Genomic DNA, 13,487 nt, shown 5'->3' on the forward strand with positions numbered 1-13,487 from the left:
TAAAGAGAGGTGTATTTACCAGACAAACAGTATTTGAAAAAGATAGGCTCGTAAAATTTCAACGGTTTTCCTTTTTTTAAACGGTGCAACTGTCATGACCTCAGCGTTTTATCATAGTATCTTATATTTCTTATCGTTCTGTGAAAATACCACATGTAGATTGCTTTCAGCACTTGTATTAGACATAATATATATTATGCGACGTACTGATTGTTGATAAAAATGTGGATAACTGTGAATAACTCACCGGGTAACATTTAATAGAGTCAGGTTGTGATCCGGACGGCCCCCGGCCCTTGCCGCCCAATGAAACATCCGTCTTTTTGCTCCTATTATGGGCGAAGGAAAACCGACTATGCATACAACCGATTTTTAATATTCATTCTTTTAATTGGGCACAAAAAAAACCGGCACTGAATTGTGCCGGTTGCAGAAAAAAAGCGGTTAATCAGATGCGTTCTCTGGTCTCGATTCCGAGAAGCTCCAATCCTTGTTTCAGGGTTCGGGCGGTGTTTCTGCACAGCCGAATACGACTTTCCCGAATGCCTTTGTCGGCTTTAAGAAATGGTACATTCTGATAAAAACTGCTGTAGATCTGGGCAAGGTCATAAAGATAATCCGCCATAATGTTCGGTCGGTAATTATCGGCAGCAGCGCGAACGGCGGCAGGAAAACGGGTTAATTTAACCGCCAGACGCCGTTCGATTTCGTGTTCAATCCGGATCGAACAATCGGTGAGCTCTGTGCCCGGAAACTGTGCTTTCCACTTATCATAAACCGACGAAATCCGGGCGTACGCATATTGCAGATATGGCGCTGAATTACCTTCCATATTCAGCGCTTTTTCCCAGGTGAATGTCACCAGACTCTGTGGATTCTGGCTCAGATCTGTATATTTTATGGCTCCGATTCCAATCGCTTTTGCCAAGTCCTTCTGCTGTTCCTCAGGCATATCCGGGCTGCTTGATTTTACCATCTTAAGGGCACGCGCCTCTGCTTCATCCAGCATGGCAGAAAGTTTGATTACATTGCCTTCGCGAGTGGAAAATGTGGCCTCTGGAAGACGCATCAGGCCAAACCATACATGCACCAGATTCGCTTTCATCTCCAGCTTGTCGGCGATGGTGAAAAACTGCTTAAAATGTAACTGCTGACGCTCATCGGTTACATAGATGATCCGATCTGGATCAAACTCTTCAATGCGTGATTCCACCGTGGCCAGATCGGTGGTGGCATAATTATATCCCCCATCACTTTTACGCACGATGCAGATCGGCATTCCGTCTTCTTCCAGATCAACGATCAGTGCGCCGTCGCTTTTTTTCGCGAGCCCCTTTTCCTCCAGAGCCCGAATAATTTCAGGCAGGCGGTCGTTATAGAAACTTTCCCCGCGATACAGATCAAATTTTACGCCGAGACGATCATAAATCGTGTCAAACTCACCAATGGACAGTTCAATAAATTTTTCCCAAAGCTTGCGGTTTTCCTCATCGCCCTGCTGGAGTTTGACCAGTTCGGCTTTAGCGAGATCACGCCAGGAGTCATCTTCTTTTGATTTATTATAACTCGCCACATAAATCCGTTCGAGTTCTTCGACCGGGGATTCGGCCAGTGCTTTTTCCTTCACAAACTCGCGATATCCCACCAGCATCAGGCCGAACTGAGTGCCCCAGTCTCCCAAATGATTGTCTGCAATCACATCATAGCCAAGAAAACGAAACAGCCGGTCAATGGCATTGCCGATTACGGTTGAGCGAATATGGCCGATATGCATCGATTTCGCCACATTGGGGCTGGAATAGTCGATAATGACCTTCTTCCCCTCGCCCACCTGCTCTGCTCCCAAATTCGGATCTTTTTCCAGCGTCTGGATATAATCAGCCAGCGCCGTGTTCGATAGAAAAAAGTTTATAAAGCCCGGACCTGCAATTTCTATTTTTTTGACAAAATCAGGCAGTTCAGCCGATTCCGCAAACTGCTGGGCAATTTCGCGCGGCGCCTTTTTAAGCTGTTTAGCCAATACCATGGCGGCATTGCACTGGTAATCGCCGAACTTTTCATTATTGGTTGGCGACACCCCCAAATTAACCTCAATATCGCCCAGATCAAAAATCGACTTCATCGCCTCGGTCGTCCAGGCCGAAAGGCGTTCCTCAAAAGTGGCAAACTCACGCATAATTTTAACTCCGTAAAAAGAGGCGGACCTTATTTTCCGACTCTGTAAAAATCAATCCCCGTTTTCCTGAGTCTGGAAAAACGGGGATCAGTTTCTTCCAAGGGCTGGAAGTTTTTTTATTCCTCGGCTGCAGTTTCTTCAACCACAGGAACCCCTTTAAAAGTCAACGATTCCTTATTGGCTTTCACAGTGACCACCGAGTTATTTTCGATATGCCCGCGCAGGATTTCTTCGGCCAGCGGATCTTCAAGGAAACGTTCAACGGTGCGACGCAGCTGACGCGCTCCGTAGGCTTTGTCGTATCCTTTTTCCAGCAGGAAATTCCGGGCGGGCTTGGTGATTTTAAGTTCGATATTTCGGCCGAGCACGCGGTTCTGAATGTTGGCCAGTTCGAGATTAATGATTGTTTCCAAGTCTTCTTTGGTCAGTTCGCGGAATACGATCATGTCATCGAGGCGGTTCAGCAGCTCCGGCTTGAAGGTCTTCTTGGCTACACCGATCATCATTTCCTTCAGCTTGGCAAAGTCGGCTTCTTCATTCGAGGGAGAAAAACCAAGGGAACCGGATTTCTTCACTTCCTGAGCGCCTAGATTTGAAGTCATGATGACTACCGTATTGCGGAAATCCACGCTGCGGCCAAGGCTGTCAGTCAGTCGACCCTCCTCGAGAATCTGCAGCAGCATGTGCATAACATCCGGGTGGGCTTTTTCGACTTCATCGAACAGCACAACGGAATACGGCCGACGGCGAACCCGTTCAGTCAGCTGTCCCCCCTCTTCGTGCCCTACATAGCCCGGAGGTGAACCTACCAGACGGGATGCATTGAATTTTTCCATATATTCTGACATGTCGATCTGGATGAATGATTCCGGATCATCAAACATAAAATCAGCCAGAGTTTTGGCCAGCATGGTTTTTCCCACGCCGGTCGGTCCCAGAAAGATAAAGGAGCCGATGGGACGTTTCGGGTCTTTCAGATCCGCCCTCGAACGCCGCAATGCACGGGAGACTGCGCTTACGGCTTCGCCCTGGCCAACCACCTGCTGGCCGACAACATCCTCGATACGAAGCAGGCGTTCCATCTCTTTTTCGCCCATCTTCATTACCGGAATTCCGGTCCACTTTGAAACGACAACCATGATGTCTTCATCGTCCACTACCGACTTATTTTCATCACGCGTTTTACGCCACTCTTCGAGCAGCTGATCCAGCTTTTCTTTGCTCTGGCGCTCCTGATCGCGGAAATTAGCCGCATCCTCGAATTTCTGTTCGTGGATAGCGTCGTTCTTTTTGGTTTCGAAATCGTGAATTTCCTCTTCCAGCTGTTTCAGCTCCGGCGGGCGGCTCATGCTGTTGATGCGCGCGCGTGCGCCGGCTTCATCGATTAGGTCAATCGCCTTGTCAGGCAGGAAACGGTCAGGCAGATAACGGGCAGAGCATTCAACTGCGGTCTTCATTGCATCGTCGGTGAAGGTGGCATGATGATGTTCTTCGTATTTTCCGCGCAATCCTTTAAGAATTTCAACGGCGTCTTCGACAGAAGGCTCTTTCACATTTACGGTCTGGAACCGGCGTTCGAGTGCGGCATCCTTTTCGATATATTTACGGTATTCCTTCAGTGTGGTGGCTCCAATACACTGCAGTTCACCGCGCGACAGCGCCGGTTTAATGATGTTTGCGGCATCCATGGTGCCTTCCGCCGATCCTGCGCCGACGATGGTGTGGAGTTCATCGAGAAACAGAATGATATTCTTCTCTTTGCGGATTTCATCCATGACGGCTTTGATGCGTTCTTCGAACTGACCGCGGTATTTGGTTCCTGCAACCATCAGCGCCAGATCCAGCGTAATCACTTTTTTATCGATCAGCAGATCCGGCACATTGCCTTCCTGAATGACCTGGGCAAGCCCTTCAGCAATTGCTGTTTTTCCGACGCCTGCTTCACCGAGCAACACCGGATTATTTTTGGTGCGGCGGCAGAGAATCTGAATGACCCGTTCGATCTCATCTTTTCTGCCGATCACCGGGTCCAGTTCACCATCCTTGGCCAGTTTAGTCAGATCACGCCCGAAGGTATTAAGCGCCGGCGTTTTGGTTTTTCCTTTACCGCGCGTCTGTCCGCCGCCGATCGGCGGGGGCTCAGGGTCGCCGCCCTCGTCTTCATATTCTCCTTCTGCTGCCGGGTCATAATCGGGGTCGAGGGTTTTCATGATTTCATAGCGGGTTTCATCGAGATCCACGCCGAGGTTTTCGAGTACCCGTGCGGCAATACCTTCCCCTTCGCGAAGCAGTCCGAGCAGAATATGCTCTGTGCCCACATAGCTGTGGCCCAGTCCGCGGGCTTCACTTGCTGAAAGTGCCAGCACTTTTTTGGCACGCGGTGTAAAAGGAATATTTCCAATGGTTTTGGTCTCCGGCCCGGTGCCGACGGCTTTTTCAACTTCCAGCCGGACCGAGGCGAGATCGATTCCCAATGCCTGCAGTGCATTCACTGCAACGCCGTGTCCCAGCGCAATCAAGCCCAGAAGAATATGCTCTGTGCCGACGTAGCCGTGATTGAAGCGGTCAGCTTCTTTCCGTGCCAGCTGCAGCACCTGCTGCGCCCGTGGTGTAAAATTATCCATTTCTTCTACCTTTAGTTTTTACCGTTCGAATCCGTAGCATTTTCCATAAAATCCCGCAACTTCCGCGCCCGCACAACATCGCGCTCCTCCGGCTCCAGCCCTTTGGTTTCCAGTTTCTGCAGATGGGCCGGCTGAATGGAAATAAACATCATGTCCAGCTCCCGTCGGGAAAACTGCGTCAGCATGCCGAGGTCCAGCCCGAGCCGAAGCGTGGAGAGCAGGTTCAGGGCCTCGCCGCTGGTCATAAGTTTGGCGTTTGAAAGAAGGCCGAATGCTCGCGATACATGATCTTCCACGACAATGGACCGCTCGTTCATCAGACGGATGCGTGCATTATTCTCATGTTCAATCAATTCAAGGACGATCTGTTCAAGGTGGGAGATAATCTCATCTTCACGCCGGCCCAATGTAATCTGGTTGGAAACCTGGAACATGTTTCCGGCCGCTTCCGTACCTTCGCCCCACATTCCGCGCACTGCCAGGCCGATTTTTGAGATCCCGTTGATCACCGGATCCATTTCCTCCATCAGTACGAGCGCCGGAAGGTGCAGCATTACCGATGCCCGCATGCCTGTGCCGACATTTGACGGGCAAGATGTTAAATAGCCGAGTTTCGGTGAGAAAGCATAGGTGAGCTTCGATTCCAGTTCATCGTCAATTTTGTCCGCTGCCGCCCAGGCCCCCTGTAGATTGAGACCAGGCTGCAACGATTGGATCCGAATGTGATCCTCCTCGTTTACCATAATGGAAAGGCACTCATCGCGCGTGACGAAAACGCCGCAGCTGTCATCCTGCTGCGCCAGCTCCTGACTGATCAGATGTCGCTCAAAAAGTATTTCTTTATCCAGCGTATCCGTATCGTGCATGTTCCATGATAAAAACGGTTGTTCCAAAGAATGGAAAATCTCTGAGGTCTCCGTCCAGACCGCCTGATTTTCCTCTTCACTCGCCCAGCCCGGAAAACAATATTCTTCGACATTGCGGGCCAGACGAATACGACTGCTGATCACAGGCCCCTCGTCAATACCGGCCTCCAGCCAGCTGCCGTGGCGTTTTACCATATCGTCCAGCGTCATGTTTCGTCTCCTTCAGCGGGGATGGCCCCACTCTCTTTCAGCAGGCGGATCTTATCACGCAAAGTCGCGGCAATCTCATATTCTTCTTTAGCGATTGCGGTTTCGATATCCTTCTGGAGGGCGGCGATCTGTGCGGTCATACGCGCTTCGTTGCCCTGGCGGGCGGGGATTTTTCCGACATGCTGTCGGCTGTGGTGCATGGCCTGGGTAATCGCGTTAAGTTCCCCCATAAAGGCATTGTAGCACTCGGGGCATCCCAGCCGGGCCCGTTTTTTAAATTCGGCACGGGGCATCTGACAGCGGCTGCAGCTCAGATCGAAAACCGAATCATCGGCCTCCGGGGTGCTGCCGCTTGGCTGATTGCCGAGTCCCAGCAAAACATCCGTGATCGAAATCGGCGAATTGAGGTCGATTCCGTTTTTCTGGGCGCACGCCTGACAGAGGTTCAGTTTTTTCACTTCACCGTCAATTACCTGCGTCAGGTGGATGGTGGCCTCTTTCTCTTTGCAACATTCACATTTCATGAAAAAAATCCTGTTTTCCTCTAAGACACTCTGAAGGGTAATTCGTTGGATTGTCGGTGTGCAAACCTTTTGATGAACGTAAAAACCACGCCGCGCAGATGCAAAGGCCGCACGCCGTGGTTTTGCAACATTCTTCAAAACCGTCATTTACTCGATCGGCGTACCCTCGGAGCGGGCAGCCTGATGGTAAAGCTCGGCCAGCTTCCGGGTAATTTCTCCGGGTTTTCCGCCGCCGATTTCGCGTTTGTCTACATCGACCACCGAAATAATTTCAGCGGCTGTTCCGGTCAGGAATACTTCGTCCGCCACGTAGAGGTCATAGCGCGCCATTGGCGCTTCACGCATTTCGTAGCCGGCTTCACGGGCAAGTTCCATGACTTTATTGCGGGTCAGTCCTTCCAAAGCACCGCACGTACTCGGCGGTGTGGTGATAACCCCGTTTTTAACCGCAAAAATATTGTCACCGGAAGCTTCCGCCACTTCCCCTTTATGATTCAGCATCAGACATTCCATGCAACCCGCGTTGATCGCCTCGATTTTTGCGATAACGTTATTAAGATAATTCAGGCTCTTAATGCGCGGATTGATGGCCTCCGGATGATTGCGGATTGTTCCAACGGTTACGATTTTCAGTCCGTTATCGTAGAGTTCCTGCGGATAGAGCTGGATTTTTGCTGCAATAATGATGACTTCGGCCTTATCGCAGAGATACGGATTCAGGCCCAATGTGCCCTTTCCTCGGGTAACCACCAGGCGAATGTATCCGTCCGAAATTTCATTTGCTTTGCAGGTGTCCACGACGGCTTGTTTCATCTGCTTTCGCGTCATCGGAATCTTCAGCGCAATCGCCTGAGCGGAGTCGTACAGACGCTCGATATGTTCGTCCAACAGAAATACCCTGCCGTTATAGGCCCGAATACCTTCAAAAACGCCGTCGCCATACAACAGCCCATGGTCAAATACGGAAACCACAGCATCTTTTTCATCAACCAGCTTATCACCTAAAAAAATTTTCATTTCAAAAAACAATCCTTACTGTACTAAAACACCATCCTTCAGAAACAGTTCACGGGAACAGCGGGATGCCACTTCCTGAGAATGGGTAACAAGCACGAGAGTATGCCTTCTGGTCCCGAGCAGTTGAAACAAATAATTCAACACTTTTTCACCGGTCGTTGAATCCAGGTTTCCGGTCGGTTCGTCGGCAAAAATAATATCCGGTTCGTTGATCAGTGCCCGCGCAATGGCCACACGCTGCTGTTCGCCGCCGGAAAGCTCCTGCGGCCGATGGCCGATCCGTTCGCCCAGCCCAACTTCCTCCAACAGTTCCCTGGCCCGGATTTTGGCTTCTCTGGCCGGCTGAATACTCATCGCCGGAAGCGCCACATTTTCCACAATATCCAGCTCGGGAAGCAGATGAAACGACTGAAAGACATAGCCTACATTTTCGGCACGGAATTGGGCCAGCTTTCTGGCCGGCATGCTGTACACATTCTGTCCCCGGAAAGATACCGTTCCGGACTTTGGGCGGTCCAGCCCGCCGAGCACATGGAGCAGCGTGCTTTTTCCCGAACCGCTCTGCCCCATAATTGCCAGCATTTCGCCGGCCGCGACATTCAGCGACACCTTATTCAGCACATTCAGCGACGTTTTTCCAATCCGATAGGTCCGGTCTATCTGCTCTGCAACCAGTACGTTATCCATTAGCCCAGCTCACTTTTCACCACGTCGGCCAGTTTTTCTGCAATCGTCCGGGTCTGCTCCTCCGTCGGACCCTCCACCATCACACGACACATCGGTTGCGTTCCGGAATAACGGATCAGTACGCGCCCCTCATCGCCCAGTTCGGCTTCAGCCGCAGTTATGGCTTTTTCAAGGGCTGGAACATCGCGGATATCCGGTTTTTGCTGCACATCCACATTAATCAGCTGCTGTGGGAACGGCGTCATGATGCCTGCCAGCTCGGATAGCTTTTTTCCGGACTGTTTCAGAGTCTGCACCAGCTTGATGCCTGAGACAATGCCGTCTCCGGTTGTATGGCAATCCAGAAAAATCATATGCCCGGAATCCTCGCCTCCCAGCACTGCCCCTTTTTTTTTCATCAGCTCCAGCACCTTGCGGTCGCCGACGCCTGCGGATTCCGTCTTAATTCCATTGGCCTTCATCGCCGCATGGAAGCCCATATTGCTCATCACCGTGGCCACCACGATATTGTTTTTGAGATCATTGGTTTTTTTGTATGACCGGGCGCAGATGGCCATAATCTGATCGCCGGTTAATTCGGTGCCTTTTTCGTCCACGGCAATAAGGCGGTCGCCGTCGCCGTCAAACGCCAGCCCGGCATGCGCCTGGAGTTTGCGGACTTTGCGCTGCAGCATTTCCGTATGCTGTGAACCGCAGTTTTCATTAATGTTAAGGCCGTCAGGCTGATCATGAATTACCGTCACATCGGCTCCGAGCTCGGAAAAAATCTTTTCGGCGCAATCGCTGGTTGCCCCGTTGGAGCAGTCCAGCACCAGTTTCAAACCGCTGAATGGTTGCTCGGCTTCAATCGTATCGAGGCAGAATTCAGAATAAATCTGCGTCGAATTACCCAGCTGGAACACGGCGCCGACACCGTCATCGACCGGCAACTCTTTCTGCTCGCTGAAAAATAACGCTTCAATTTCCGCCTCCTCGGCATCGGAAAGTTTAAATCCATCGCCTTTGAATACCTTGATTCCGTTGTCGAAATAGGGATTGTGCGACGCCGAAACCATCAGTCCCGCCACCGCGCCGGTCTGCACCGCAATCGCTGCTACTGCCGGCGTGGGCACAATGCCGAGCAGATGTGCATCTACCCCCGCAGAACAGACGCCGGCGGCCAGCGCTGATTCCAGCATGGCACCGCTCAGACGCGGATCGCGACCAATCACAATGGCCGGCCATTGTTCCGGATCATGTTCATTTTTGAATTTTATTGCCACAGCGCGCCCAAGCTTTATGGCCGTTTCAACGGTCATATTTCCCTGATTCGCGCGGTCGCGCACTCCGTCTGTTCCGAATAGTTTTCCCATGATTATGCCCAAAGTCCTGCTGTTTCATTTACAATCGACTGCAGCCACGCGTTTCCGGATTTCCGAATTGCAGGTGGCAGTGATTGTATTGTTTCAATATACGAATTTTTAATTTCCAATCCCTGGAAAAAAACGTCTGGCGGCTGGGAGCTCAGTCCCTGCAACCGCAACTTCATTTCCGGCCATTCCCGCGAAAAACGTTTTTGAATCGCAATTTCCCCGGGGGTTCCGCGGTTGTTTTCCAGCCATTGGAAAGACGCTTTAAAATTTTCAGATAAATCATCAAGACGTTTGATCCGCTCCGTCAAAACCAGATCCAGATTCTTTTTTCCGCCTTCGAGTGCCGCCTCATCAAAAACATCGCGGATAAATTTTTTCCGCACATTTTCGTACCATGCCCGCAGTGCAAGCAGATTGCCTATATACAGGAGATTATTCCGCACAATCCGGTCAGCCCTTCGGTAAACGCCGGTGCGATAATCTCGTGTTCCGGATTTCGGTGCCTCCGGAATGTGCAGTTTGTCCGGTTGCAGCAGGTCTTCGCGACATACGCCGCCGGCGGCAATAATCGAGCCGTACGTGATGCGCGCCGGACCGACCAGTCCCCCCTGCCCTCCGAGAAAAATCGGCTTATTATCAAGAAAAACCCCATTGGGAACATCGCCGATCAGTGAGGCGGTTGCTTTGTCGTGATGCGGCGTAAAATTAAAGTGCACATAGGACGAACCGATTTCAGAATGATCTTTACGGCTGGTTCCGCCGGCCATCAGAGCATCGCAAAAATTAATCAGACTTCCTCCCGTTACAAACGGAAAAAGAATGCTCTGTTTCAGGCCGACAGCATGGGCGCAACCGGCCTGCTCTTCAAGAATCGTTCCCGGTCGAACATGGGAATCGCTACCGATGCTGGATTCATCCAGGAAAACCGCACCGTTGATGTATCCGCCCTTGAGTTCTACCTTTCGGCCCAGCTGGCAGTTGTGGATCGTTACGGGCGATTCCGCCCCCAAAACAGAACCGGGGCCGATGGAGGTCTCAGCTCCCTGGACGCGGCAGCCCGGATGTATGACCGCGTCAGCAGCAATCCTGCCGCAGTCGACTTCATTGCCGATAAAAACCCCGAGCTTCAGCCAATCCGATGTTGAACGCATTCATTAACTCCTGAAAACAGTTTCCAGACTTTGGAAAAAGAGCGCTGAATGTAGCTCAGAAATGTGGAAATTTAAAACCACTAATCAACACTAATACACCCGGGTTTTGCCACGATCCGACTCGTGTTTATTCGAGTTTTTTACTCCTCTTCATTGCAGGCGGTGTAGAGCCAGCTGAGCAGCGATTCAAAGCGCGGATCGGCGTGAAGGTTGTTCAGATCCGGATCGGTTTTCATCCAATCATAATCCGAATAGCCCAACTCAACCGCCCGCGTCAATGCCTCAAAAGCCTGATCGGCCTGACTGGTCAGCGAATAAGAACACCCCAGATTGTACCAAACCAGATCATCGTTCGGCAGCTGGTGACTCAGCTTTTCATCAATGGCCAGCCCGTCCTGAAATTTTCCGGTTTTGGTGTACAAATCCGCCAAAGCCTGGAGGATTTCAACATCCTCCGGCAGGCGTTTTGCAACCTTTTCGAGAAAACTCAGCTCGACCGCCTGATGGCGACCGGTATTTCTGTTTTTGCTCATTTAAAATCCTGCTATTCAACCGGACGCTGTGTATGGCCGGTGTAGATCTGGCGCGGGCGTCCAATGCGTCCGTGCGGATCTTCACGCATTTCCAACCACTGGGCAATCCAGCCCGGGATGCGGCCGATCGCGAACATAACGGTAAACATATCCGTCGGGATACCCATGGCGCGATAGGTCAGTCCGGTATAGAAATCAATATTCGGGTAGAGGTTGCGTTCCACAAAATAATCGTCGGCCAACACGGCGTCTTCGAGTTCCTGAGCAAGATCCACCAGCGGATCGCTCACTCCAAGGGCTTCCAGCACATCTTTACACATGGTTTTGGCCACTTTGGCGCGCGGATCATAGGATTTGTAAACACGATGACCGACCCCCATCAGGCGGAACGGATCATTTTTGTCTTTTGCGCGGGCCACCACACGTTTCACGTCCCCTTTATCCTCGGTAATGATGCGCTCAAGCATTTCGATAACATGCTGGTTTGCTCCGCCGTGCAGCGGCCCCCAGAGCGCGCAAATTCCCGCGGAAATTGATGCGTAAAGATTGGCGCCGGCAGAACCTACCATCTTTACAACAGACGCCGAGCAGTTCTGTTCGTGGTCGGCATGCAGAATCAGCAGTTTATTCAGAGCCTTGGCCACCACCGGATCAACTTCGTAGCTGTTCACCGGAGTGCGGAACATCATATTGATGAAGTTTTCACAGTATTTGAGGTCCGGGCGCGGATACACAATCGGATGGCCGATTGATTTTTTATAAGCAAAGGCCGCCGCCGTACGCATTTTTGAAAGCAGACGCGTTACCTTGTAATCGATGTTTTCCTGAAGGGTTGCGTCTTCGAGTTCCGGGTAGAATGTAGAGAGCGACACCGCCATGGCCGACAGCGTGGCCATCGGATGCGCATGATCCGGATAGGCATCAAAAAAATGACGCATATCTTCATGTAGAAGCGAATGATAGTTCATGTTGGTTGAGAACTCGTCGTGCTGCTCTCTTGACGGCAGCTTTCCGTGGACCAGCAGATAGGCCACGTCAACAAATTCGCATTTTTCCGCAAGATCATTGATGTCATATCCGCGATAACGCAGAATTCCTTTTTCGCCATCAATGTAAGTTACGTCAGACTGACAACATCCGGTGTTCACAAAGCCGGGGTCATACGTGATCATTCCGGTCTTCGCCCGCAGGGTGCGGATATCAACAGCCTTCTCTTTTTCTGAACCTTCAAAAACCGGGAGCTCAATCGATTCATTATCAAATGTCAGCGTTGCTGTGCCTAGATCATTAATTTTGGACATTGTTTTTTCCTTTAATGGCGTTCTTCATTCATTTTGGTTGGGCGTAAAAATACGGTTTGCGGGTATGCATTCAAGACTAAAAAACGTGAGGGCTTTCATATTCCTTAATACGGGCGGACCTAGAGGCGGCATCGGACAGTTTATTTTTTCGACTATTTATATTGCACGACCTTCTCCGAATATGTTTTATCCACGGGTCTTTCAACGAAAAGGAACTGAATATATATGGCTAAGAAAAGCAAAGTTGCTAAAAACAACAAGCGCATCGCGTTGGCTTCCAAATACTACGCGAAGCGTCAGGAACTCAAGAAACTCATCGCTGATCCGTCGACAGAACCGGCAGATCGCATGGCAGCCGTACGCAAGCTTCGCTCGCTTCCGGTTGACACTAACCCGAACCGCATCATGAACCGCTGCTCCGTCACTGGACGTCCGCACGCGGTCTACCGCAAGTTCGGCCTGTCCCGTATCACACTTCGCGAAATGGCTTCCGAAGGAAAGATCCCGGGCATGACCAAGGCCAGCTGGTAACCTTTTATCCATTTTGTTGATAAGACGAAGCGCTCTCCGATTGGAGGGCGCTTTTTTCTGTTCAGCAACTCCCGCGAATCCATGGTGCAAAAAGTTCAGGGGGATAAAATCGGGCGGATTGAAAATGCTTTTGCGTCAGTGCTGGCGTTTTTCGTCTGAATTCCTATTCGGCTTCTTTATCTTTTTTGCATCAGAGCAAAAAAAAACCGCCCTGAGTGCAGGACGGTCTTTAAGACGTTCCAATGATTGGAAGCTTAGGCTTTTTTCACTGCTCCGGAGCGCAGCGCCTTTGTGGAAACCCATACGCGTTTAACGGTACCGTTTTCGGTGCGGATTTTAACGCGCTGCAGGTTCGGTTTGAATTTGCGTTTGGTGGCACTGGTCACGTGCAGACCGATACCGCCCTTTTTCTTCGACAAACCTTTTCGAACAATGCGACGACCCACTGTGGTCTTCTTTCCTGTAACTGCACATTCTCTACCCATCTCAAATACCTCAATATCTCGGTTTCAAAA

At 50.8% G+C, this 13,487-nt stretch carries 12 protein-coding genes; 1 reads left to right on the forward strand and 11 read right to left on the reverse strand.

Going from position 1 to position 13,487, the window contains the following annotated elements:
* Positions 1–448: 448 nt before the first annotated feature.
* The 10 genes from argS to P9H32_RS03100 all read right to left on the reverse strand — a co-directional run bounded on the left by argS (position 449) and on the right by P9H32_RS03100 (position 12,441).
* Complete coding sequence (gene argS, locus P9H32_RS03055; RefSeq protein WP_322607394.1) at positions 449–2,176, reverse strand: arginine--tRNA ligase; 1,728 nt, start codon at positions 2,174–2,176, stop codon at positions 449–451.
* A 116-nt stretch (positions 2,177–2,292) separates the two neighbouring features.
* Entirely contained in the window at positions 2,293–4,800 is a 2,508-nt protein-coding gene (locus tag P9H32_RS03060; protein ID WP_322607395.1) for an ATP-dependent Clp protease ATP-binding subunit, read from the reverse strand.
* Positions 4,801–4,811: 11 nt separating this feature from the next.
* On the reverse strand, positions 4,812–5,876 hold the full coding sequence (locus P9H32_RS03065; protein ID WP_322607396.1) for a protein arginine kinase: 1,065 nt from the start codon (positions 5,874–5,876) through the stop codon (positions 4,812–4,814).
* Positions 5,873–6,400 (reverse strand): UvrB/UvrC motif-containing protein, encoded by a 528-nt coding sequence (locus P9H32_RS03070; protein WP_322607397.1) that lies wholly within the window; start codon positions 6,398–6,400, stop codon positions 5,873–5,875. Before P9H32_RS03070 ends, P9H32_RS03065 begins: the two co-directional genes overlap by 4 nt.
* A gap of 147 nt (positions 6,401–6,547) precedes the next feature.
* Positions 6,548–7,417, reverse strand: coding sequence for a branched-chain-amino-acid transaminase (ilvE, locus tag P9H32_RS03075; RefSeq protein WP_322607398.1), 870 nt, complete (start codon positions 7,415–7,417; stop codon positions 6,548–6,550).
* A 15-nt stretch (positions 7,418–7,432) separates the two neighbouring features.
* Positions 7,433–8,104, reverse strand: coding sequence for an ABC transporter ATP-binding protein (locus P9H32_RS03080; RefSeq protein WP_322607399.1), 672 nt, complete (start codon positions 8,102–8,104; stop codon positions 7,433–7,435).
* Complete coding sequence (glmM, locus tag P9H32_RS03085) at positions 8,104–9,456, reverse strand: phosphoglucosamine mutase (RefSeq protein WP_322607400.1); 1,353 nt, start codon at positions 9,454–9,456, stop codon at positions 8,104–8,106. Before glmM ends, P9H32_RS03080 begins: the two co-directional genes overlap by 1 nt.
* 2 nt (positions 9,457–9,458) lie before the next feature.
* Positions 9,459–10,607, reverse strand: a complete 1,149-nt coding sequence (locus tag P9H32_RS03090; protein WP_322607401.1) for a hypothetical protein — start codon at positions 10,605–10,607, stop codon at positions 9,459–9,461.
* A 140-nt stretch (positions 10,608–10,747) separates the two neighbouring features.
* Positions 10,748–11,140, reverse strand: coding sequence for a TPR end-of-group domain-containing protein (locus P9H32_RS03095; RefSeq protein WP_322607402.1), 393 nt, complete (start codon positions 11,138–11,140; stop codon positions 10,748–10,750).
* 11 nt (positions 11,141–11,151) lie between these two features.
* Entirely contained in the window at positions 11,152–12,441 is a 1,290-nt protein-coding gene (locus tag P9H32_RS03100; RefSeq protein ID WP_322607403.1) for a citrate synthase, read from the reverse strand.
* A 225-nt stretch (positions 12,442–12,666) separates the two neighbouring features.
* On the opposite strand from P9H32_RS03100, the gene rpsN reads away from it, so the two are divergent.
* Positions 12,667–12,972, forward strand: coding sequence for a 30S ribosomal protein S14 (gene rpsN / locus P9H32_RS03105; protein WP_322607404.1), 306 nt, complete (start codon positions 12,667–12,669; stop codon positions 12,970–12,972).
* 254 nt (positions 12,973–13,226) lie between these two features.
* On the opposite strand, the gene rpmB is transcribed toward rpsN, so the two are convergent.
* Positions 13,227–13,457 carry a 50S ribosomal protein L28 gene (gene rpmB, locus P9H32_RS03110; protein WP_130594722.1) on the reverse strand — a complete coding sequence of 77 codons (231 nt, stop codon included), beginning with the start codon at positions 13,455–13,457 and terminating at the stop codon, positions 13,227–13,229.
* Between the last annotated feature and the right edge of the window lie 30 nt (positions 13,458–13,487).

Source organism: Pontiella agarivorans (assembly GCF_034531395.1).
Taxonomy (GTDB): domain Bacteria; phylum Verrucomicrobiota; class Kiritimatiellia; order Kiritimatiellales; family Pontiellaceae; genus Pontiella; species Pontiella agarivorans.